Below are 21,837 nucleotides of genomic sequence, written 5' to 3' on the forward strand. Positions count from 1 at the left end.
CCGGGCTGGGCAAGAAGGAGGCCGAGCGGTCCAAGAACATGTTCACCCTGGGGCTGTTGTCCTGGATGTACCACCGCCCGACCGAGGGCACGGTGCGGTTCCTGGAGCGGCAGTTCCGCCGCCGCCCGGAGATCGCCGCGGCCAACATCGCGGCGTTCCGGGCCGGCTACAACTACGGCGAGACCACCGAGGCCTTCGCGGTCTCCTACGAGGTCAAGCCCGCGCCGATGGCGCCGGGCCGGTATCGCAACATCTCCGGCAACCAGGCGCTGGCCCTGGGGCTGGTCGCGGCGGGGCAGCGCTCGGGGCTGCCGGTGTTCCTGGGCGCCTATCCGATCACCCCGGCCAGCGACATCCTGCACGAGTTGAGTCGGCACAAGGCGTTCGGAGTGCGCACGTTCCAGGCCGAGGACGAGATCGCCGGGGTGGCCGCGGCGATCGGCGCGTCCTTCGGCGGCGCGCTGGGGGTGACCACCACCTCGGGGCCGGGGATCTCGCTGAAGAGCGAGGCGATCGGGCTGGCGGTGATGACCGAGCTGCCGCTGCTGGTCATCGACGTGCAGCGCGGCGGCCCCTCCACCGGGCTGCCGACCAAGACCGAGCAGTCCGACCTGCTGCAGGCCATGTTCGGCCGCAACGGCGAGGCGCCGCTGCCGGTGATCGCGCCCCGCTCCCCCGGCGACTGCTTCGACGCCGCCCTGGAGGCCGCGCGGATCGCGCTGGCCTACCGCACCCCGGTGATCCTGCTGTCGGACGGCTATCTGGCCAACGGCGCCGAACCCTGGCCGATCCCCGACGTCGACGCGCTGCCCGACCTGCGCGGCGCGGTGCGGTTCGCCACCGAGCCCAACGGCGAGGACGGGGAGTTCCTGCCCTATCTGCGCGACCCCGACACCCTGGCCCGGCCGTGGGCCATCCCCGGCACCGCCGGCATGCAGCACCGCATCGGCGGGCTGGAGAAGGCCGACCGGACCGGCAACATCTCCTACGACCCGGCCAACCACGACCTGATGACCCGGCTGCGCCAGGCCAAGGTCGACGGCATCGCCGCCACCCTCCCGCCCACCGAGGTCGAGGACCCCGACGGGAACGCCCGGGTCGCCGTGATCGGCTGGGGCTCCACCTACGGGCCGATCGGCGCCGCCTGCCGGCGGATCCGCCGCTCGGGGCGCCCGGTCGCCCAGCTCCACCTGCGCCACCTCAACCCGATGCCCGCCGATCTGGGCGACCTGCTGGCCCGCTACGACCGCGTCATCTGCCCGGAGATGAACCTCGGACAGCTGTCGATGCTGCTGCGCGCCCGCTACCTGATCGACGTCGAAAGCCACACCCAGGTCCGCGGCCTGCCCTTCCGCTCCGCCGAACTGGCCGCCGTCATCCAGGACGTCATCGACTCCACCAGCGGCGCCCCGCTCGCCGCCGACCCCACCGGAGGCGGGGAATGACCACCACCGACCACCCCCACCACGACCGGGTGCACGACCTGGGCATGCCCGGCGCCCCCGACGGCCCGATCGCCGAGGCGATCACCGCCTCCCTGGAGAGCCAGGGTGAGAAGCAGACGGCCCTGAAGGCCAAGGACCTCAAGACCGACCAGGAGGTGCGCTGGTGCCCCGGCTGCGGTGACTACGTCATCCTCAACGCCGTCCAGAGCTTCCTGCCCTCGCTGGGCATCGCCCGCGAGGACATGGTCATCGTCTCCGGCATCGGCTGCTCGAGCCGTTTCCCGTACTACATGAACACCTACGGCATGCACTCCATCCACGGCCGCGCCCCGGCCATCGCCACCGGCCTGGCCGCCTCCCGCCCCGACCTGTCGGTGTGGGTGGTCACCGGGGACGGCGACGCGCTGTCCATCGGTGGCAACCACCTGATCCACACCCTGCGGCGCAACGTCAACCTGACCATCCTGCTGTTCAACAACCGCATCTACGGCCTCACCAAGGGCCAGTACTCCCCCACCTCCGAGGTCGGCAAGGTCACCAAGTCCACCCCGATGGGCTCCCTGGACCACCCGTTCAACCCGGTCTCGCTGGCCCTGGGCGCCGATGCCACCTTCGTCGGACGCGCCATGGACTCCGACCGCAAGGGCCTCACCGACGTGCTCCGCCAGGCCGCCGAACACCGCGGCACCGCGCTGGTGGAGATCTACCAGAACTGCAACATCTTCAACGACGGCGCCTTCGACCTGCTCAAAGACCCCACCACCGGCACCCAGTGGGCCATCCCACTCGAGCACGGCCGCCCGCTGGTCTTCGGCCCCGACGGCGCCTCCTGCGTCATCCGCGACGACGCCGGCGGGCTGCGGATCGCCGACACCAACCAGGTCGAGGCGGCCGACATCGTCATCCACGACGCCACCCGCACCGATCCGTCCTACGCGTTCGCGTTGTCCCGGCTGTCCTCCCAAGACCTCCGGTACACCCCGATGGGCGTGTTCCGGAAGGTCCAGAAGCCCACCTACGACGCCATGATGGCCGACCAACTCACCCAGGCCACCACCCAAGGCCCCGCCGACCTCGACGCCATCCTCACCGGCACCGACACCTGGACCGTCCCCGCCTGAGCGGACGGTGACCGCCATCGAGCCGATGCGGCTGATGCTCATCTCCAGCTTCTCGCCCGAGGTGATCGGGCCGACGCCGGGCGGGGCGCCGGTGAAGATCACGTCACCGGGCACCAGGGTCATGATGGTCGAGGCGTAGGCGACGATGTGCGGCACCGGGGTGATGAGGTCGCGGGTGTTCACCGACTGCCGGACCTCGCCCCCGCTGGTGAGCAGGATGTCGAGGTCGGAGCCGTCCCCGATCTCGTCGGCGGTGACCACCCACGGACCCAGCGGGCTGAAGCTGTCGTAGCTCTTGCGCCGGGACCGGTCGGCGGCGCTGCGCACCGTGATGTCCAGGCCCGCGGTGAATCCCAGGACGGCGTCCATCGCCGACTCGACGGGGATGTCCCTGCCGCCGGCGCCGATGACGATCACCAGCTCCGACTCGTGGTGCACCTCCTGCTGCGCGGCGACGACGTCCCGCGGCAGCACGACCTCCGCGCCCGGACCGACGATCGAGGACGGCGCCTTGAGGAAGACGTCGAACTCCATCATCCAGGCCTCGACCCGGCCCAGGGTGCGCTCCTGGACGTCGTGCATCTCGGCGACGTGCTCGCCGTAGTTGCTGGCCGCCGCGACCAGCTTGGACGGCCCGAGCACCGGCGCCCGCAGGGTGACCTGCGCGAGCGGTCGCGGCGTCCCCGACTCGGCGGCCTCCCGCAGCCGCGGCGCCAGCGCGGCGAAGTCGCGGCACAGAGCCCGCCACCACCCGGCGGTGACCGGGTCGGGGTCGTGCGGCCAGGGCAGCGCGTCGGTCACGTCGACCAGCGTCGCGTCGTCGGCCGAGACCACCCCGAGCCGGTTGTCGTCGAACAGTGCGAGCTTCACGGAACTCCAGTGTCAGCGGCGGATGTCGTACTCAGCGGGGGGTGAAGGTGCCGGTCACCGTCTGCTCGTCGGGCAGGACCTGCTCCCGGTAGATGCCGAGGGCGCGCAGCACGGGGGCGTCGGTGAGCGCGAACAGCACGCACTCCTCGTCGGCCGCGTGCTCGACCGCCGACCAGGACGGCGCGACGAACATGTCGCCCGGGCCCCAGTCGAACCGCTGCCCGTCGATCACCGTGGACCCGCGGCCCTGGAACGCCACGTAGACCGCGTTGCCCGACCGGCGCACCGGCCGGCTGTGTCCGCCGGCCCGGACGCGGAGCACGGAGCAGCCCAGGGTCGGCAGCACGCTGGCCCCGGTGGTCGGGTTGACGTACTCCAGCGCGATGACCGGCTCGTCGGACTCCGCGGCCAGCCGGTCCAGCTCGGCGGCGGTGTCGGCCCAGCGGTAGATGAGCAGCGGCGAGGGCGCCGGGGTCAGCGGCCCGTCGACCGAGCCCTGCACGTACCGGGTGCCCGGCGGGTGCGCCCGCTCGGAGAGGTTGTGCTCGGCCGGCTCGGGCTGGTTCTCCCCCGGCCCCGGGTACTCCTCGAAGAAGACGCCGTCCAGGGCCGCGACCATGGGCAGGTCCAGGCCGTCGAACCAGAACATCTCCGAGTCGCCGCCGTTGACGTGGTCGTGCCAGTTCCACGACGGTGTGAGCACGAGGTCGCCGGGGTGCATGTCGCAGGCGTCGCCGTTCACGGTCGTCCAGACGCCCTCGCCCTCGAGGACCCAGCGCACCGCGCCCGGCGTGTGCCGGTGCGCCGGCGCGGTCTCCCGCGGGCCGAGGCACTGGATGGCACCCCAGAGCGTCCCGGCGGCGTAGGGCTGCCCGCCGAGCCCCGGGTTCTGCAGGCTCAGCACCCGCCGCTCACCACCGCGCTCGACCGGCACCAGCTCGATCGCCCGGCGGGCCAGGGGCTTCATCGTCGCCGCCGACCACAGCCACGGGATCGCCTGCGGTTTCGGGGTGGGGGTGAGCAGCTGCTCGGTGATGGTCCACAGCGGCCGCAGGTCGACCGCAGCGAGGTCCCGGTAGAGGGCCTCCAGCTCGACGTCGGTGCGCGACGCGGCGGTGGCGGGGGTGGCGGTCATCGGAGTGCCTCCAGTTCCAGTTCCGCGGGCGGCCGGCCGATGCCGAACCGCTGCACACTCTCCAGCAGGGACACCCGGCGGATGTAGGCCCGGGCCTTCTCGGGGTCGGCCGCGATCGCCCGCATGTCGTCCTGGTGCTGCCGGCGGACGGCCTCGTCGCGCTCGCGCAGCCGGTCGGTGTTGCGCTGCGTGTCGGCCTGCACGTACTCCACCGCGACGGTCCGCCGGACCAGGTCGTAGGCGGTCAGCTCGGCCTCGGCGTCGCCGTCCCCGCGGGCGATCCGGGCCAGCCGGCGGGCGGCGTCCATGGCGTCGTGGATGCCCGAGTTCAGGCCGACGCCGCCGATCGGCGAGTTGATGTGCGCGGCGTCGCCGGCCAGCAGCACGGGCCCGACCCGCATCGCCGCGGCGACCCGCTGGTGCACGCGGTAGACCTGCTGGTCGACCACCGGGTAGCCGGGCGGGTACGGGGCGACCCCCTGCAGCACCGACTGCAGGTAGTCCGGGTCCTCGGCCTGCTCGACGGCGAACCCCGCGGGCAGCGGCCAGAGCACCCGCCAGGACTCCGGCGTCCGGAGGATGAACAGCCACTCCTGCGGATCGGCGACGTAGTTGACGTGGCCCAGGTCGGGCACCAGCTGCTGCAGGTCCACCGAGGTGCTGACGATGGCGAACTGCTCCGGGTACGTGAAGCCCTCGAAGGCGACGCCGACGGCGTTCCGGACGGCGCTGCGCGGGCCGTCGGCGCCGACCACGTAGGACGCCGCCAGCTCCTCGACCCCGCCGTCCGGGCCGCGCAGCGCCAGGACCGGGCCGTCGTCCTCGACCCGCAGGCCGCTCAGCTCGGTGCCGAAGCGCAGCTGCACGTTCGGGTCCTGGCGCAGCCGGTCGTACAGCATCCGCACGAGGTGCTGCTGGTTGAGCTGCAGCCGGTGGGGATAGCGCGTCTCGTCGGCCAGCAGCCGGAAGTCGAACTCGGCGACGAGGCCGTCGGCCCGGTCGCGGAACTGGTACGTGGGCACCACCAGGCCCTCGGCGTGCATCTGGTCGGTGATGCCGATCGTCTCGAGCAGCTCGAGGGTCGCCGCGTGGAAGGTGCTGGCCCGCCAGTCCGGTCGCGGCTCGGGGTGCAGCTCGACGACGACGACCGGCAGGCCCGCGTGCGCCAGCGTCGCGGCGGCGGTCATGCCGACCGGGCCTGCGCCGACCACCACGATCGGTCGTTCGGGGCCCACGGGCTGGGCGGTCACCGGGTCCCAGGTCATGGCAGTCAGGCTAAGCAGCGTTCCACCACTTGCACAGGCCACCCAGCAGAGTTCCGGTCGGCAGAACCACTCCCGTCCCCGTCGGACAGGGCTGACCGGCGCGGGAGCCGGGTACGGGCCTGCCGTGGCAGACGAGGCAGCACCCGGCGGGTTCGCCCAGCGGCTCGGGGCGCAGGTGACCGACGCGGACGACGGCAGCGCCCGGATCGAGTTCGACGTCGGCGAGGAGCACCTCAACCCGGCCGGCACCCTGCACGGCGGGGTGGTGGCGACCCTCGTGGACACCGCGATGGGGCAGGCGGTCCGGACCACCACCGGCGCGGGCGAGGTGCCCGCCACCAGCCAGCTCACCGTGACCTACCTCCGGCCCGGAGCGCCCGGCTCCCTGGCCGTCACCGCCCGCGTGCGCACCCGCGGCGAGCACCTGACCGTCTGCGAGGCCGACGTCGAGCAGGACGGCCGGGCCCTCGCCCACGCCGTCGCGACCTTCGCGCTGCTGCAGCGCTGACCGCGCGGCACGCAGCCGCACCCCGGGAGGAATGCGGTTCCGGAACCCGGTGTTCGGGGTTCCATGGCCATCGCGAGCTGGAACGGGACCGTCATCGCCGAGTCCGACGACATCGTCACCGTCGAGGGCAACGCCTACTTCCCCCGCGAGGCGGTGCGCGACGACGTCCTGCGCCCCTCGGACACGCAGACCGTGTGCCCGTGGAAGGGCAGGGCGTCCTACTACTCGCTCGACGTGGACGGGCAGACCAACGCCGACGCGGCCTGGTTCTACCCGGAGCCGAAGGACGCGGCGAAGGAGATCACCGGCCGCGTCGCCTTCTGGCGAGGCGTCGAGGTCTCCTGACGCACCCGGCGCTACCGCGGCTGGGCGCCGGCCAGCTGCCGGGCGGCCGCGGCGTCCTGCGGGTCGAGCAGCCGGGCGCGCTCCTGCCGCTCGATGAGCCGCTGGAACAGCGTCCAGGCCTCACCCGGCGAGACGTCGAGCGCCTGGGCGACCTGCGCCCAGCTGGCCCCGCCGCGCAGTGCGGCGCGGAACCCGACCAGCTGGCTGTCGTGCGCCTTGCGGGCGACCACCTCGCCGAGCGCCAGGAGCTCCAGGGACTCCGGGACGTCGAGCGACGTCGGGGTCTCCCGGAAGGAGCTCCAGTCGTCCTCGTCGACGTCCGCGACGGTGTTGAGGGTGGTGGCCCCGCTGTCCCGCCGGCTGAGGAAGTCCAGGCGGGTGACGGCCGTCGTCAGGGAGAACTCGTCCTCGAGGGCCCCGGGTGTGATGCTCATGAGTCATCCCATCCCCGCCCCGTTCGGCGGGTCAAACACCCTGCGACCGAGGTCACCCGCGAGTGATCGGTCGTCTGCGCACAGGCAGGGCCCGCACCCCGAGGAGGGGGTGCGGGCCCTGGCTGCGATGCGTCAGCTGTCGACGCCCACGGCCTCCTTGGCCAGCGCGGCCAGGCGGGTCTGGGTGGCGTTCACGACGGCGGTGCGGTTCTTGTGGGTCTCCTCGTAGCGGATGACCACGTTCACCTCGTGCGCGGTGCGCAGCTGCTTGACGGCCTTGATCGCGTCCTGGGTGGACAGCGAGTCGAAGCCCTTGATGGGCAGCTCGGCGGCGGAGATGTCGCCGAGCTCCTCGCGGGCGGCCTTGGCCGCGTCCGCGGCCTCGGTGTTGCCCTCGCGGCGGGCGATCCGCTCGGCCCGGCGCAGCGCGGCGCTGCGGCCGACGGTGAGCGTCTCGCGGACGGCGTCGGTGAAGGAGGTGGCCTTGCCGGCGACCTCACCGAGCTTCTGGCCGGCCTCCTCGCGGCGCTGCTGCGCGGTGTCGAGGACCTCGTTGACGGCGTTCGCGGCGAACCGCACCGGGGCGTTGGCCACGCGCACGGCGCCGCCGGCGACCCGCTGGAACGGGGTGGGCTGCAGGGCGGCCGGGCCACCGAGCGCCTCCTCGGCGAGGACGACGGTCAGCCACTCGACGGTGGCCGAGTGCGCCGTGATCAGCCGCTCGGCAAGCGCCTTGACCCGCGGCAGCTCCGCCTTCTCGGCGAGCACCTTCACGTAGGTGGCGCGGTCGAGCAGCTGGTGCTCGAGGGACAGGTCCTGGAGCAGGGCCTCCTCGAGCGGCTCGCCCTGCTCGAGGGTCGCCTTGAGGAAGGCGGCCAGCCGGCCGACGGCGGGCGTGACGACGTCCGGGACGCCGCCCAGGACGCGCAGCTGCTCGGTGATGGCCTTGGTGCGCTCAGCCGCGTGGTCGGCGTTCTGGGTGAGCTCGCGGCGGACGGCCTCGGTGCGGGCCTGCCCGACGCGGATCCGGGCCACCTGCTCCTCGGTCCGGGTGAGCAGGACCAGCGCGCGGAGCTGGTTGACGATCTTGGCCGTGTCGGCCTTCAGGAGCGTGTCGGTCATGACTCCACTGTGCCCGCTCCGATCGTCCGCTAACTACAGCAAGCGGATTGCTAGCAGTGAGTCCGGTCACGCACCACCGGGCCCACGGCGCTGGGAGCCCGGTGGGGGGTCAGCGCGCGGGGACGGCCGGCTTCGAGGGGCGCTCGAGCCGCAGGACCGGCTGGGTCAGCTCGTCGGCCAGCGGGGAGCGGGGGCGCGGTGCCGTCCGGAACGACGGCGGGACGGCCGTGCCGCAGCCGACACAGAAACGGCCGCGCTGCTCGGCGGCCCCGCAGTGGGCGCACGTCATGGGTGCCTCCTCGGGGTCTGGGAAGTCCGGGTGACTTCGCTGGACCGGGACCCTGCCAGCACCGACGCCCCAGACGGCCCGCCGAGAGCTGGGTGGTACGACACGTCACCGGACCGTCATCTACGGGGCGGCGAGCAGCTCCAGCAGCCGGTCGAGGAAGGCCGCCTGCGCGGCGACCAGCTTGACCCGCGCCTCCTCGACGCCGAACCAGGCGGCGCGGTCGACCTCCGGGAACTCCTGCACCCGCCCCGAGCGCGGCGGCCACTCCAGCGGGAAGGTGTTGCTCCGGCAGGCGGCGGCGTCCAGGTCGCCCTCAACCGCCCACACGGTCAGCCGCTTGCCGCCGGACTGGCGCACCTCACCGAGCGGCACCAGCTCGGCCGCGGGGACCGGCGACCCCAGCTCCTCCGCGAACTCGCGCCGGGCAGCGGCCAGCGGGTCCTCGCCCTCGCCGTACTCGCCCTTGGGCAGCGACCAGGCGCGCTCGTCCTTCCTCGCCCAGAACGGCCCGCCCATGTGCCCGAGCAGCACCTCGGGGGCGCCGTCCGCACCGCGCCGCCACAGCAGCACGCCCGCGCTCGTCCTCGCCACCCCCACCTCCCGACCCGGCCATTGTGGCCACGAGGGCCGGGCCGGGTCGGAGTCGGGGCCGGGGAGTGTCCTCGGGGAAGCTCGTGCTCTGCCCACCCGTGTGGGCAGAGCACGACCTTCCCGACCACCACGGTCGCCGCCCCTGTCGGGCTGGCCCGACGCCGAAGACGCGTGCTGGCTGGATCGTCCGTGACCCGGGCCCGCAGAAGGCTCGTCCGCATGGAGACCACCGCGCCCAGACCCCGCGACCGCCAGGCCAGCGACTACACCGACCTGGCGCGCGACGTCCGGGCGGCGGGGCTGCTCGAGCGGCGGTACGGCGCCTACGCCCTGCGCGCCGCTGCCCTCGCGGGCGGGTTCGGACTGGTCGGCACGGCGTTCGTGCGGCTCGGGGACTCGACGTGGCAGCTGGCCGTCGCCGCGGCGCTCGGGGCGCTGCTGGCGCAGGCCGGGTACCTCGCCCACGACGCGGCCCACCAGCAGGTCTTCGCGTCCCCGCGTGCGAACGAGCGGGCCGCGCTGGTGCTGTCGAACCTGGTGGTGGGCCTGAGCCACGGCTGGTGGATGCGCAAGCACGGCCGCCACCACGCCGGCCCGAACCGGCGCGGCGCCGATCCCGACATCGCCCCGGACGTCGTCGTCTTCACCGCCGAGGACGGCGCCGCCGCCCAGCGGGCCGGCGGGTTCCGCGCGTGGCTCGCTGGTCACCAGGGTGCGCTGTTCTTCCCGCTGCTCCTGCTCGAGGGCGCCAACCTGCACCGCGGGGCGGTCGCGCACGTCCTCCGCGGCGGGGACGCCCGGCACCGGCGGGCCGAGGCCGCGATGCTCGCCGTCCGGCTGGGCGGCCTGGTCGCCCTGCTCCTCTGGACCCTCCCGGTCGGCCTGGCCGCGGCCTTCCTCGGCGTCCAGCTCGCCGTCTTCGGGCTGCTGCTGGGCGGCACCTTCGCCACCAACCACATCGGGATGCCGATCGTGCCACCGGACGCGCGGATCGACTTCCTCCGCCGGCAGACGCTCATGTCGCGCAACATCCGGGGCGGCCGCTGGGCGGACCTGCTCATGGGCGGCCTCAACCTGCAGATCGAGCACCACCTCTTCCCGAGCATGCCGCGAGCCAACCTGCGCCGGGCGCAGCCGCTGGTGCGCGCGCACTGCGCGGCGCGCGGCGTGCGGTACACCGAGATGGGGCTGGTCGAGACGTTCGGCGTCGTCGTCCGGTACCTCGACCGGGTCGGCATCGGGCAGCGGGACGCCTACCAGTGCCCGGTGACGCAGCAGTTCCGCTCGGCGCGGTGAGCGTCAGACGAGCGTGGTCTCCCGGACGCCGAGGCTCGCCCAGTAGTCGTTGAGCGCCCGGTTGGTGCGGACGAACCAGATGAACGGGCCGACCAGGATGAACACCCCCGGGAAGAACCACAGCGCGGTCAGGGCGCTGACCGGCGGCCGCTGTCCGCGGCGCTCGTAGAGCTGACCCACCTCGTGGCTGAGCAGGAACGGCGAGACGATGCCGAAGACGATCGCGATGACGAGGGCGAGCACCCCGCCGAGCCCCTGGCCGCTGTGCCGCCGCATCTCCTCGTGCACCTGGAAGTAGTAGATGAAGCCCCAGATCCCGAAGGTGACGAAGAAGAGCAGCATCGTCATGCCGGTCGGCCGCATCAGGCCCGGAGGGCCGGTGGGGGCCGCGTACCCCGCCGGGGCTCCGGGCATCGGCGAGTAGCCGGGCGGCGGGGCGCCGTACGCGGGCGGGCCGGAGCCGAGCTGCCCGTTGCCCTGCGGGTCGTACCCGTGCGGCGGGGGGTACGCCGGCTGCTGTCCGGGATCGTGCTGCGGCGCGTACCCGGGCGGCGGTGGGGGTGGCTGCTTCCTCAGCGGATCGGTCACGGCGCGTCCTCCTGACCCCATCGGCGTCGGACCGAACCTAGCGCCCGGTCCACCTCGGCGGGCGCTTCTCGAGCCGGGCGGCGATGCCCTCCTTGCGGTCCTCGCTCAGGTAGGGGTTCGGCCCGACGTCGAGCCGCAGCGCCTGCCACAGCGGGAGCTCGAGCGCCTTGACCGCGGTCTCCTTCATGCGCCGGACCGAGATCGGGGCGTTGGCGGCGATCGCCTCCGCGAGCCGCAGTGCGGTCGGCAGGACGTCGTCCACCGGAACGAGGCGGTTGACCAGCCCCCACCGCTCGGCGACCTCGCTGGTCACGGACTCGCCGGTGTAGAGCAGCTCCAGGGCGATTCCCATGGGGATGCGCTTGGGCAGGACGACGGAGCCGAAGTTGGCCCCCATGCCGATCTTCGCCTCGGGCAGGCCCATGGGGATGCCGGGCGCGGCGACGCGCAGGTCGCACGCCAGCGCGAGCTCGAAGCCGCCGGCGACCGCCGCGCCGGTGATGGCCGCGACGATGGGGATCGGCGTCTCGGTGACGACCTCGAACAGCGACCGGGTGGGCCGGTTCATCGGCGGGCGGAAGAGCTCGCCGCGCTCGTCGCCCTCCCGGATCTCCTTGAGGTCGAAGCCGGCGCAGAAGGCGGGGCCGTTGCCGGTGAACACGATCGCGCGGACCTCGCCGTCCTCGGCGCACCGGAGCAGCTCCTCGACCAGGTCGGCCTGGATCGCCGACGACAGCGCGTTGCGCCGCTCCGGCCGGTCGAGGGTGAGCACGCGGACGTGCCCGCGGTCCTCGACGATCAGGCCCGACTCCCGCCGCTGCGCGCCGCTCATGCCCGGCAACCTCTCACGACGGCCGAGCGGGTGCGCCGACGCCCGGTTCCGCCGCTCCGAACCGGGCGCCGGCGCACACGACGTCAGCCCGCGACGTCCTCCCGGGAATCGGCCTCTACCTGGTCACCGGGAACGACGGCGTCCTCGGGGAGCTGTGGAGCCGGCGCCACCCACGGCCGCACCGGCTGGACGACCCGCGCGTAGAAGCCCTCCAGCGCCTGGGTGATGCTCGGGATGAACGCGCCTCGGACACCGGAGCGCTTGAGCCCGAGCGGCTGCTGCCAGGTGAGCACGAACGACGTGACCTCCGAGCCGGTGGAGCCGGTCAGGGCCGCCGGCTTCTCGCGGACGTCGCGGAGTTGCTCACAGGTCGACTCCCGTCCTCCCTGGAAGAGCACGTCGATGAGGAGATCGTCGGGAGCGTCCTTCAACTGACGCAGGAGCCAGGAGATGCGCCGCTGGCTGGTGCCCTCCTGGGGCGCCGACACCTTGGCACTGACCCGCACCTGCGTGGTGCGCAGGTCCGCGACCACGGTGACCGGTCCGGCCGCGCCGGGGACCTTCAGCGTCGCCGACAGGGATCCGGTCGAGGCCAGCGACTCAACGCCGGCCCGTGACCGTGCGTCGGGATCGGACGCCAGCTTGCGCGGCAGGACATGCGTGACGGCCACACCCAGCTCGGCCGTCAACCGCATCGTGAGGTGCCGGATGAGCCGTGTCCACGCGTCGACCACCTCGGGGACCTTGCGATCACCGGCCCGGAGAGTGCCGGCCGCGACCGCCTCACGAACCGGGACCCACGACGGCCCCATGTCGTCGAAGCCCACCGCCCCCGAACGCGGGTGCTCGAGGTAGCGGATGAACTCACTGAGGATCCAGGCCTGGTCAGGGTCCTCGACACCCCGGTGCGTCAGCACCATGCGCGCCTCGTGCAGCACCTCCGCCCACGACAGGTGGAACAGCGCGACCTTGGCCAGCTTTCGTCGGTCGACGGCGACCGGGTGCTCGCCCACCGCAGGCGGGATGTCGTTGGACAGGGTGATCACGGCGTCGAAGCCCTGCTGCCGGGCCACATCGAGGTAGTTCTCCACCTGGTCCCGACGCAGCGGGTTGTTGCCGGTCTTGGTCTCGAGCAGGCCGGTCCACAGGCGAGAACCCCTGGCCACCCGGATGACGCCGTCGGGGAACACGGTCTGCTCTCCGCGCGGGAAGGCGACCTCGAGGTAGGTCTCGACGGTGCCCGCCGGTGCGCCGACGCGAGCGGTGACACCCCGGCCGAACGGCCGGACGCCCATCATCGTGGCGAGCAGTGCCGACGTCGCCCGCTTCTCCTGCTCCTCGGCGTTGCCGACGCCGGAGATGGAGAACAGCCGCGCCGCCTGCCACGACTCGTCCCCGGCGAGGCGCAGGGCGGGCTTGGCAGGCTTCGGCTGCGGCTGCTTCCGGGTCCGCACGCCCTTCCGCGCCTCGCGGGCCGGACGGGACCCGGCCGCGTCGGCGCGCGGCACAGGGGTCGCGCGGGGCTGCGGCAGCTCGATGACGACCGCCATCGGCTCGGCCTCGCTGGCGGCCTCGACCTCCAGGACGTCGACGAGATCGTCGTCGCCGGGGGCGGACTCATCGGCCTCGTCCACCTCGGGTGCCAACGGCTCGTCGGTCCCCCCGGTGGCCGAGCAATCCGCTTCCGGCTCTTCGCTCGACAGGTCGCCCAACTCGTCACCTGCGTCGTCCGAGTCGACCGTCACGCCGAAGCTCTGCGCCAGCCCGGCGAGACCCGAGTCCCAGCCCTGGCCGACCGCGCGAACTCGCCACCCGCCGTCCCGTCGGTAGACCTCGCCGAAGACGAAGGCGGTCTCCTCGCCCACGTCGGCGATGTCGTAGCTCGCGAGTTGCTGGCCGGTGCTGTCGAGGACGAGCATGCGCAGGCCGCTGAGGTCACCGAAGGTCCCGCTGCTGACGCTGGCCGTCACCGCGACCGCACAGCAGTCCGCGGGGAGGTGCTCCAGGTCGAGCGCCAGGCTCTCCTGCATGCCGGTGTCCGTACTGGCGCCGCCCAGGTACTGCACCGACCCGTCGGCAGCGGCGGGCTGGTTGTAGAAGACGAAGTCCTCGTCGGAACGCACGCGATGGCGCTCGTCGAGCAGGAGAGCGGAGGCGTCCACATCGACGTCCTCGGCCTGCTGGTCCCACGTCACGACGACGCGCAGACGCTGCACGTCCTCCGGCAACGACGCGTTCTGTCCTCTGGTCAGTTCTGGCACGAGCGGAACTATGAGCGGCAGCAAGCCCCACCCACGTTGCGACACGAACTCGTGCCGCTCCTGCGCCTCGCTCGTCTCTGCCGTCACGCGGGTCGCCTGCCACCTCGGGCGGTACAGACCCCTCCTCAGCTCAGGGGCAGGACTCCTCGCGCTTCACGACGCCGAGGTCGATGAGCCCCTCCGCGTTGCCGGTCACCCGCTGACCGGGCGGGACGTTCTGGGTGCAGACGACCCAGTTGGAGTCCACCGCCTGGCTCCGGGACCCGAGGAGGTCGTGGGAGCGGCTGAAGAAGACGCCGAACGTCTGGACGGTGTTCTGGGCGGTCTGCAGGTCGAGGCCGACGAGACCCGGCATGGGGAAGTCGACCACGGGCGGAGGCGGGGTGGTCGGTGGAGGCGGCGGCATGGTGGGTGACGGGGTGGGCGCGACGGTGGCTGGCGGTGCCACGGTGGCAAGGGGCGCCACGGAGGGCGGTGGCGCCGGGGTGCTGGACGCGGCGGTGGACCGCGACGTCGACGTCGCTGCCGCCTCGCCCGAGGCCACCTCGTCCGAGCCCGCGCTGGCGTTGCCGATGCCGATGCCCACGACCAACGCCGCAGCCACGCCCCACACCCACGGCCGCTTGAGGAACGGCTTCTGCGGAGGCTCAGCGGCGAGGAGCGGGGCCGTTTCCTGCGGGCCGGCCGGCCACGAGGCCGGCCCGTGCTGGTCGGGCGGGAACGGCGGCTGGGAAGGCGGGTGCGACACGGGTACTCCGAGGTGAGCGGGAGGGCGGACGACCCGGCGGCCGGCCGCGCGACACCGGACGAGACCGACCCGTATCGGCGCACGGTTCTCGGCGTCCGCTGACGGCTTCGTGACCCTCCGGAGGTGGTCCGACCGTCGTCCGTGGTCAGACCGCCCCCTCCTGTCACACCCGCCCCAGACGCTCCCCGCGCCTGATCGGACCGGTCCGTCCGGGGCGGTAGACAGGACGACATGAGCACCACGGACCTCCGGGCACCCGAGACGAGCACCCGGCCGGCCGTGGCGATCCAGGCGACCTCCACCCCCGTCCTCAGCTACGCGCTGGCCCACAACCGGGTCCCGGTGGTGAGCCGGCTGGCGTTCACCAACCACGGCGGCGGAGCGCGCGCGGCGACGGTGCGGCTCGGCGTCCGCGACGCGGAGGGTCCGATCGGCAGCCCCGTCGAGCTGCTCGTCGACCTCGACGCCGGCCAGACGACCGTGCTCAGCGACGTCGGCCTGGTCATGGACCCCGCGGCCATGCTGCAGATCGAGGAGCAGCGGCCCGGGTCGATCGAGATCGACCTGCTGGTGGACGGCGAGGACGTCGGCGGCACCGCCGTCCCTGTGCAGGTGCTGGCCGCCAACCAGTGGCTGGCCGCGCCGGTCCCGCTGGCGCTGGAGATGCTCGCCGCCCACGTCCTGCCCAACCACCCGGCGGTCGCCGCGCTCATCGCCGAGGCCAGCGACCTGCTGGAGGAGCGCACCGGCAGCGGATCGGTGCAGGGCTACCAGTCCGGCCCGGAGCGGGTGGACGAGATCGTCGCCGCCCTCACCGAGGCGATGCGCCGCCGGCAGATCCGCTACAGCGAGCCGCCGGCCAGCTGGGCCGACGTCGGCCAGAAGGTGCGCACGCCCGGCGACGTCCTCGACGGGCGGGTCGGCACCTGCCTGGACACCGTCGTCACCCTCGCCGCCGCTCTGGAGCAGGCCGGCGTCCGGCCGCTGCTGTGGCTCGCCGAGGGCCACGCCTTCCTCGGGTACTGGCGCGAGGAGCGCGGCGCGGAGAGCGCCGCGACGACCGACGTCGCGCCGCTGGTCAACCTGGTCGACCTCGGGCTCATCCGGCTGGTCGAGACCACGCTGCTCACCAGCCGCGCGCCGGTGGACGACGCCGACCTGCACGCCGCGGCCGCCACCCCGTGGCTGACCGGCGACCTCGACCGCGTCCTCGGCGTCACCGACGTCCACCGCGCCCGGCGCGACGGCATCGTCCCCCTGCCGGCGCGCACCCGGGGCCTGGACGGCGCCGTGCAGGTGTTCGAGTACCGGCCGGCCGAGCACAGCGTCGCCGCCCGCCCGGTCGAGCGGGTCCCCGCACCGCCGGCCCCCGGGCGCGGCGACACCCCGGCCCGGGTCCAGCAGTGGAAGAACAGCCTGCTCGACCTCAGCCTGCGCAACCGGCTGATCAACTACACCGAGCGCGCCGGCCTGCCGCTCACCGTCCCGCCGGCCTCCCTGGCGTCGCTGGAGAACCTGCTGCACGCCGGGACGGCCGTCTCGCTGCTGCCCAGCGACCGGATCGCCGCCGTCCAGCGCGAGCGCGGGCTGCGGTCGGCCGCCGAGCTGCCCGCCGACCACCTCGCCGAGGTGCTCGCCGAGCGCCGGTCGGTGCACGCCGACGTCACCGAGGGCGGCTACCTCCCCCGGCTGCGCAACCTCGCCTACAAGGCCAAGACGGTGCGCGAGGAGACCGGCGCCAACAACCTCTACCTCGCGCTGGGCAGCCTGGTGTGGGAGCTCGACGGCAGGCCGCTGCGCTCGCCGCTCGTGCTGGTCCCGGTCACCCTGACCCCGGCCAGCCGCAACGGCCTCTACCGGCTCGCCCTGGACGAGACCGGCTCCAGCACCCCCAACTACTGCCTGCTGGAGAAGCTCCGGCAGGTGCACGGGCTGGCCGTCCCCGGGCTCGCCGAGCCGGCCGAGGACGGCGCCGGCATCGACCTCGACCGCGCGCTGCAGGCCACCCGACAGGCGCTGGCCGACGCCGGGCTCCCGCACCGCGTCGAGGCGACCGCCGACCTCGCCGTCCTCCAGTTCGCGAAGTTCCGGCTCTGGAAGGACCTCGACGAGCACTGGGCCGACTTCGCGGCCAACCCGCTGGTGCACCACCTCGTGCACGCGCCCACCGAGCCGTTCGCCGACCCCGCGCCCGACACCGCCGGGCGGGTCGACCTCGACGAGCTCGCCGCGCAGTGCCCCGTGCCCGCCGACGCCTCGCAGCTGCGCGCGGTCGCCGAGGCCGCCGCCGGCCGCACCTTCGTGCTGGAGGGCCCGCCCGGCACCGGCAAGTCGCAGACGATCACCAACCTGCTCACCCGCGCCGTCGCCGACGGGAAGAAGGTCCTCTTCGTCGCCGAGAAGCGGGCGGCGCTGGACGTCGTCGCGCGCCGGCTGGACGCCGTCGGCATGGGCCCGTTCGCCCTCGACCTGCACGACAAGGGCAGCCGGACCTCGGTCGTGCGCGCCCAGGTCAAGGCCGCGCTGGAGCACGCCGTCGCCGCCGACGGGCAGGGCCTGGCCGCCGACGGCGAGGACCTGCGCTCGGCCCGCCGCACCCTGGCTCGCTACGCCGACCGGCTGCACGCGGAGAACGCCGCCGGGCTGTCGTTCTACTCGGCCCGGACGGCGGTGCTCGCGGCGCGGGACGACGTCCCGTCGCTGCCGCTGCCCGTCGCCTTCGTCGCCGCCGCCTCTCCCGAGACGATGACCGAGGTGCGCCGGGCGCTGGCGCTGCTGCCCGACATCGCCGACCTGACCCGGCCCTCCCCGCAGCACGCGTGGGCGTTCGTCGACACCCACCAGGTCGACCTGCTCGCCGCGCAGCGGGCCGCGGCCGCCGTCGACGAGGCGATCCGCGCGCTGCCGGCCGAGCCGCACCTGGCCCGGGCCCTGCGCGAGGTCCGCACGCCCGCGGACCTCGACGCGCTCGCCCACCTCCTGTCCGGCCCCGCGACGACGCTGGACGTCCTCGACGAGGTGCCGACCGAGCGCTGGGCGTACGCCACCAGCTCGCTGCTCGGCGAGGTGGCCGCGTTCAGCACCGCCGTCCACCCGGGGCTCGAGCTGGCCACCCCGGCCGCGCTGGAGCTGCCGCTGGCCGACCTGTACGTCGCCGCCCAGACCGCGCAGGCCGCCCGCTGGTTCGCCCGGCGCAGCGGGCTGCGGGCCGTGCGCGAGCAGCTCGCGCCGGTGCTGCGACCGGGCGTCAAGGTCCGGCTCCGGGACGTCGCCGAGCTGACCGCCCAGCTCTGGCGGCTGCAGTCCGCCGCCGGCGGCATCGTCGGCCGCGCCTCGGTCATCCCGGGTCTCGCGGTGCCGCAGACGTGGAACCCGCTGGCCGATCCGGAGCTGCTCGTCGGCCAGGTCGAGTGGCTGGAGCGGGCCGGCACCGCCGTCGACAGCGACCGCGAGTTCGCCGTCGCGCTGCGCCGCTTCCTCGTCCAGGGGCCCGGCCCCGACGCCGCCACGGGCGCGGCCGTGGCCCGCCTGCGCGACGCGGTGACGGGGCTGCTGCGGGTGTGCCGCAGCGACGCGCGGCGCATGGCCGGGTGGGCCGGCGACGACGGCCTGGTGCTGCGCTGGCAGATGACCCGGCCCGAGCGCGGGGTGGAGCACACCGGACTGATGTCGCTGCGCCGCTGGGCGGACTTCCTCGACACCCTCGAGCCGCTGCGCGCCGCCGGCCTGCACGAGGCCCGGGCGCTGCTGGTCAGCGGCGAGCTGCCGGCCGACGACGCCGTCGGCGCCTTCGAGCACGGCCTGGCCCTGGCCTCGGTCGCCGAGCGCCGCGGCGCCTGCGGGCTGGACGGCTTCGACGCCGGCGTGCACGAGAAGGCCATCGGCCGGTTCACCGCCGCCTCGCGCGCGGTGCGCGAGCACCTGCGGACGGCGCTGCCCGGCTCGGTGCTGGCGGCGCGACCGTTCGACGCGGCCGGCGGCGACGGCCGGGTCGGCGCGCTGCAGCGGGAGCTGGCCAAGGCCCGCCGTGGGCTCGGGGTGCGCGGGCTGCTGGCCCAGTACGGCGAGCTGGTCACCGCGGTCATGCCGTGCGTGCTGGTCTCCCCCGACTCCGTGGCCCGGTTCTTCCCGGCCGAGGCGGGCCTGTTCGACCTGGTCGTGTTCGACGAGGCCTCGCAGATCCGGGTGGCCGACGCCGTGGGCGCGCTGGGCCGGGCCCGCGCCGCCGTCGTCGTGGGCGACAGCAAGCAGATGCCGCCGACGTCGTTCATGGAGCCCTCCTCCGGATCGGCCGAGGACGACGCCATGGAGCTGCTGGGCACCGCGGTGGAGGACGAGGAGTCGATCCTCTCCGAGTGCGTGCAGGCCCGGGTGCCGCGGCAGTGGCTGTCCTGGCACTACCGCAGCCAGGACGAGTCGCTGATCGCGTTCAGCAACGCCACCTACTACGAGAACCGGCTCTCCTCGTTCCCGGCGCCCACCCACGGCCGGCCCTCCCCCGACGTCGATGGCCGCGGCATCTCGCTGGTGCGGGTCAACGGCACGTTCCACCGCTCGGGCGCCGGCCGGCTGCTGCGCACCAACCCGATGGAGGCCAAGGCCGTCGTCGCGGAGATCCGCCGCCGCTTCGACGCCTCCCTCGACCGGCTGCCCTCGATCGGCGTCGTCACGTTCAACGCCCAGCAGCGGGCCTACATCGAGGGCCTGCTGCGCGACGCCGGCGACGACCGGCTGGTCGAGGCGCTGGACCGCACCGACGGCGAGGGGTTGTTCGTCAAGAACCTGGAGAACGTGCAGGGCGACGAGCGCGACGTCGTGCTCTTCTCGACCGGCTTCAGCGTCAACGACCGCGGCTTCCTGCCGCTGAACTTCGGCCCGCTCAACCGGGTGGGCGGCGAACGCCGGCTCAACGTCGCGGTCACCCGCGCCCGCCGGCAGGTCGTCGTCTTCTCGTCGTTCGACCCGTCGCAGCTGCGCGCCGAGCAGACCTCCTCGGTCGGCATCAAGCACCTGCGCGCCTACCTCGACCTGGCCGCGCTCGGGACCGACGCGCTGCCCCGCGACGCCCGCCCGGCTCCGGTCCCCGACCGGCACCGCGACGAGATCGCGGCCGCGCTGCGCGAGCGCGGGCTGGTCGTGCGCACCGACGTCGGGCTGTCCGAGTTCCGGGTGGACCTCTCCGTCGCCCGCCCCGAGGCCCCCGACGCCCCGGTGATGGCCGTGCTGCTCGACGGCCCCGCGTGGGCCCGCCGGCGCACGGTGGGCGACCGCGACGGGCTGCCGGTCGAGGTGCTGTCGGGGATGCTGCGCTGGCCCGCGGTCGAGCGGGTGTGGCTGCCGACCTGGCTGCGCGACCGCGACGAGGTCCTCGACCGGCTCGCCGCCGCCGTCCCGACCGTCGACGCCGTGCCCGCCCCGAGGACGGAGCCGGTGACCGCGGCGCCTCCGACCGAGCCCGTCGCCGAGCCGGCACCGGTCGCCGAGCGCGTCGCCGAGCCGGCCGTCGTGGCCACGGAGGCCGGGGAGGTCGTGGGGCCGGAGGTCCGGGTGGTCGCGCCGCTGCGGTCGGCCGCACCGGTGCTCGTCGAGGCGCCGGTGGGAGAGCCGCCCGCGGTCGAGGCCGCGCCCAAGCCGGTCCGCCGGGCGGTCCGGAAGGCCCCCGCCGCGACGGCGCTGGACGGCGAGCTGCCGTTCGCCCCGTGGGCGCCCCGGCCCGCCGGCGAGAAGAAGGCGCTCGACACCCTGTCCGACGCGCGCACCGCCCGCACGGTCAAGCGCGTGCTGACCGCGGGAGTCAAGGCCGAGGGGCCGGTGCACCGCGACCGCCTGGCCCGGCTGACCGCGAGCGCCTTCGGGCTGACCCGCGTCAGCGAGGCCCGCCGCGACGCGCTGCTGGCCCTGCTGCCCGAGGGCTCGCTGGACGGCGAGTTCGTCTGGCCCGAGCCCGATGACCGCGACGGGTGGACGGCGTTCCGCCGCCAGGCCGCCAGCGCCGACCGGCCGCTGGAGCACGTCGCTCCGCAGGAGGTCGGCAACGCGATGGTGGCGCTGGTCCGCGCCGGCGCCGGGCTGGGCGAGGACGAGCTGTTCGCGCGGACGGCGGAGGTGTTCGGCTACCGCCGCCGGACGCCGTCGCTCACCCCGCTGCTCACCGCCGCGCTGACCCGCGCGCTGGACGCCGGCCGGCTCACCCGCTCCGACGACGGCACCCTCGCCACCGCCCCCTGACCCCTCCCCTTCCGTCGGTTTCCGCGAAAACCGACGCAACCCCCGGATCCTCGGCGCGGGGAGTCCACAGGCCGGGGGCCAGGTCAGGTGGGGAGCAGGAAGCGGCAGGTGGGTCCGCTCGACCGGGCGAGCCGCCGGTCGAGGGTGACCAGCGGTGCGCCGAGTTCTTCGGCGAGCGCCACGTAGGCCGCGTCGTAGGCGGTCACCGTCGGGTGCAGCTCCCACACCCGGGCGGCCAGCGGCTCGAACGCGACGATGGTCACCGGCAGGTGGACGAGGTCCGCGTGGGCCAGGGCGGCGACCTCGCGGCCCAGGTGCCCGGTCAGCACGCTGCGCCGCAGCACGTTCGACACCTCGACGAACAGGTGCGCCGGAGCGGCCAGGGGCTGCCCCGCCAGCACTCCGGCCGCCCACTCGCCGGCCGGCCCGGCGTCGACCAGCGCGGCGACCACGGCCGAGGCGTCGGCGACGACGGTCACCGCCGGTCGGCGTCCCTCGCCTCGAGGACGACCTCGGACGGGACCCGCGTGCCCGTCGTCCGCACGCGGCTCCGGATGCGGTCCCACAGCTCGTCGGAGCTGGGCCGCTCGGCCAGCGCGGTCAACTCGCCGCGCACGTACTCCTGCAGCGACTTGCCCGCGCGCGCCGCGCGGGCGGCCAGGACCGCGCGCGTCTCGTCCGGCACGTTCCGGATGGTCATGGAGACCGGCACGACTGCAGAGTACTTGCCGTGCATGCAGTCCGCATGTCAGCCGACCG

General features: G+C 74.2%; 18 protein-coding genes and 1 pseudogene. 6 read left to right on the forward strand and 13 right to left on the reverse strand.

What is annotated here, in order from left to right; genetic code table 11:
* Both PGN05_RS14920 and PGN05_RS14925 read left to right on the forward strand, forming a co-directional pair.
* A partial coding sequence (locus PGN05_RS14920; protein WP_419753343.1) for a 2-oxoacid:acceptor oxidoreductase subunit alpha occupies positions 1-1,445 on the forward strand: 1,445 nt, incomplete at its 5' end.
* A complete protein-coding gene (locus PGN05_RS14925) occupies positions 1,442-2,566 on the forward strand; it encodes a 2-oxoacid:ferredoxin oxidoreductase subunit beta (RefSeq protein WP_419753344.1) in 1,125 nt (374 codons plus the stop codon). The genes PGN05_RS14920 and PGN05_RS14925, both read left to right, overlap by 4 nt.
* 60 nt (positions 2,567-2,626) lie before the next feature.
* On the opposite strand, the pseudogene PGN05_RS14930 reads toward PGN05_RS14925, so the two are convergent.
* From PGN05_RS14930 to PGN05_RS14940, 3 genes and pseudogenes are all read right to left on the reverse strand, one after another.
* Positions 2,627-3,148 (reverse strand): annotated as a pseudogene (locus PGN05_RS14930) (fumarylacetoacetate hydrolase family protein); the annotation flags it as partial.
* Between the two features lie 319 nt (positions 3,149-3,467).
* Entirely contained in the window at positions 3,468-4,571 is a 1,104-nt protein-coding gene (locus tag PGN05_RS14935) for a cupin domain-containing protein (protein ID WP_419753345.1), read from the reverse strand.
* Complete coding sequence (locus tag PGN05_RS14940) at positions 4,568-5,836, reverse strand: FAD-dependent oxidoreductase (protein WP_419753346.1); 1,269 nt, start codon at positions 5,834-5,836, stop codon at positions 4,568-4,570. Before PGN05_RS14940 ends, PGN05_RS14935 begins: the two co-directional genes overlap by 4 nt.
* 124 nt (positions 5,837-5,960) lie before the next feature.
* Here PGN05_RS14940 and PGN05_RS14945 point away from each other — a divergent pair, with 124 nt between their 5' ends.
* Positions 5,961-6,344: a PaaI family thioesterase gene (locus PGN05_RS14945; protein ID WP_419753347.1), complete on the forward strand. Its 384-nt coding sequence runs from the start codon at positions 5,961-5,963 to the stop codon at positions 6,342-6,344.
* Positions 6,345-6,407: 63 nt separating this feature from the next.
* Positions 6,408-6,689: a DUF427 domain-containing protein gene (locus tag PGN05_RS14950; protein WP_419753348.1), complete on the forward strand. Its 282-nt coding sequence runs from the start codon at positions 6,408-6,410 to the stop codon at positions 6,687-6,689.
* Positions 6,690-6,700: 11 nt separating this feature from the next.
* Here the strand turns inward: PGN05_RS14950 and PGN05_RS14955 are convergent, their stop codons facing one another.
* The 4 genes from PGN05_RS14955 to PGN05_RS14970 form a co-directional block, all read right to left on the reverse strand.
* A complete protein-coding gene (locus PGN05_RS14955) occupies positions 6,701-7,123 on the reverse strand; it encodes a hypothetical protein (protein WP_419753349.1) in 423 nt (140 codons plus the stop codon).
* Between the two features lie 132 nt (positions 7,124-7,255).
* Complete coding sequence (locus PGN05_RS14960) at positions 7,256-8,245, reverse strand: ferritin-like domain-containing protein (protein ID WP_419753350.1); 990 nt, start codon at positions 8,243-8,245, stop codon at positions 7,256-7,258.
* A gap of 109 nt (positions 8,246-8,354) precedes the next feature.
* Positions 8,355-8,534 carry a hypothetical protein gene (locus PGN05_RS14965; RefSeq protein WP_419753351.1) on the reverse strand — a complete coding sequence of 60 codons (180 nt, stop codon included), beginning with the start codon at positions 8,532-8,534 and terminating at the stop codon, positions 8,355-8,357.
* A gap of 120 nt (positions 8,535-8,654) precedes the next feature.
* Positions 8,655-9,125 (reverse strand): NUDIX domain-containing protein, encoded by a 471-nt coding sequence (locus tag PGN05_RS14970; protein ID WP_419753352.1) that lies wholly within the window; start codon positions 9,123-9,125, stop codon positions 8,655-8,657.
* A gap of 219 nt (positions 9,126-9,344) precedes the next feature.
* Here PGN05_RS14970 and PGN05_RS14975 point away from each other — a divergent pair, with 219 nt between their 5' ends.
* A complete protein-coding gene (locus PGN05_RS14975) occupies positions 9,345-10,421 on the forward strand; it encodes an acyl-CoA desaturase (protein ID WP_419753353.1) in 1,077 nt (358 codons plus the stop codon).
* A gap of 3 nt (positions 10,422-10,424) precedes the next feature.
* Here the strand turns inward: PGN05_RS14975 and PGN05_RS14980 are convergent, their stop codons facing one another.
* The 4 genes from PGN05_RS14980 to PGN05_RS14995 form a co-directional block, all read right to left on the reverse strand.
* A complete protein-coding gene (locus PGN05_RS14980; protein WP_419753354.1) occupies positions 10,425-11,009 on the reverse strand; it encodes a DUF4234 domain-containing protein in 585 nt (194 codons plus the stop codon).
* 37 nt (positions 11,010-11,046) lie between these two features.
* Positions 11,047-11,841 carry an enoyl-CoA hydratase/isomerase family protein gene (locus PGN05_RS14985; protein ID WP_419753355.1) on the reverse strand — a complete coding sequence of 265 codons (795 nt, stop codon included), beginning with the start codon at positions 11,839-11,841 and terminating at the stop codon, positions 11,047-11,049.
* Between the two features lie 83 nt (positions 11,842-11,924).
* Positions 11,925-14,189, reverse strand: coding sequence for a TerD family protein (locus PGN05_RS14990; protein WP_419753356.1), 2,265 nt, complete (start codon positions 14,187-14,189; stop codon positions 11,925-11,927).
* Positions 14,190-14,232: 43 nt separating this feature from the next.
* Positions 14,233-14,850, reverse strand: coding sequence for a hypothetical protein (locus PGN05_RS14995; RefSeq protein ID WP_419753357.1), 618 nt, complete (start codon positions 14,848-14,850; stop codon positions 14,233-14,235).
* A 231-nt stretch (positions 14,851-15,081) separates the two neighbouring features.
* Between PGN05_RS14995 and PGN05_RS15000 the strand changes: the two genes are divergently transcribed.
* On the forward strand, positions 15,082-21,078 hold the full coding sequence (locus tag PGN05_RS15000) for a DUF4011 domain-containing protein (protein ID WP_419753358.1): 5,997 nt from the start codon (positions 15,082-15,084) through the stop codon (positions 21,076-21,078).
* 83 nt (positions 21,079-21,161) lie between these two features.
* On the opposite strand, the gene PGN05_RS15005 is transcribed toward PGN05_RS15000, so the two are convergent.
* Complete coding sequence (locus PGN05_RS15005; RefSeq protein ID WP_419753359.1) at positions 21,162-21,557, reverse strand: type II toxin-antitoxin system VapC family toxin; 396 nt, start codon at positions 21,555-21,557, stop codon at positions 21,162-21,164.
* Positions 21,554-21,790 (reverse strand): FitA-like ribbon-helix-helix domain-containing protein, encoded by a 237-nt coding sequence (locus PGN05_RS15010; protein ID WP_419753360.1) that lies wholly within the window; start codon positions 21,788-21,790, stop codon positions 21,554-21,556. Before PGN05_RS15010 ends, PGN05_RS15005 begins: the two co-directional genes overlap by 4 nt.
* Positions 21,791-21,837 lie beyond the last annotated feature (47 nt).

It is taken from the genome of Geodermatophilus sp. CPCC 206100 (assembly GCF_048569675.1).
Classification (GTDB): Bacteria; Actinomycetota; Actinomycetes; order Mycobacteriales; family Geodermatophilaceae; genus Geodermatophilus.